The organism is Devosia riboflavina (genome assembly GCF_000743575.1).
Classification (GTDB): domain Bacteria; phylum Pseudomonadota; class Alphaproteobacteria; order Rhizobiales; family Devosiaceae; genus Devosia; species Devosia riboflavina.
In genome coordinates this window covers 1-665 of sequence record NZ_JQGC01000086.1, presented here as the reverse complement: position 1 = coordinate 665, position 665 = coordinate 1, and the positions used below count along the sequence as shown (strand labels likewise).

The 665-nt window shown below is 59.8% G+C and carries 1 protein-coding gene; it reads left to right on the top strand.

Annotation, left to right across the window (positions count from 1 at the left end; all coding sequences use genetic code 11):
* Positions 1–262: 262 nt before the first annotated feature.
* A partial coding sequence (locus tag JP75_RS24815) for an acetyl-coenzyme A synthetase N-terminal domain-containing protein (RefSeq protein WP_035087988.1) occupies positions 263–665 on the top strand: 403 nt, incomplete at its 3' end.

Below are 665 nucleotides of genomic sequence, written 5' to 3'. Positions count from 1 at the left end.
GGTCATTGACGCGGCGTTTGCCGCAGTGGGGCCACCGGCCAAGGCCGTAGCGACATCGGTCAAGGCTGAATCCCCCATTTAACCTGATCTGCCAAGACCTTACGGCCTTCGGCGCCATCGTATTGCGCTGCCGGTTAACCGGTGGAAGAAGGGGAAATAATGGATACTACCGAGGCGCGAGGAGGCTAATCGGCAAGTGGTATGCTTGCGGCCTTGCGTCAGTGATGGTTAGTAACGCCAAACACTAAACTGGGAGGAAGGCATGAGCGATCAACTCGTGTTCGAACCGAGCGCCGAGGCCAAGGCCCGTACCTGGGTCACCGAGGAACAGTACGAAGCAATGTATGCGCGGTCGGTCAACGATCCCGAGGGCTTCTGGGCCGAGCAGGCCAAGCGGATCGACTGGATCAAGCCGCCGACCAAGATCAAGAACACCTCGTTCGAATTTCCGAACGTGTCGATCAAATGGTTCGAGGACGGGGTGCTCAACATCTCGGCCAACTGCATCGACCGGCACCTGCCGCAGCGCGCCAACCAGGTTGCGCTGATCTGGGAGGGCGATACGCCCGGCACGCAGGACCACATCACCTACCAGCGCCTCTATGACGAAGTGAACCGCTTCGCCAACGTGCTCAAGGCACAGGGCGTCAAAAAGGGCGACCGCG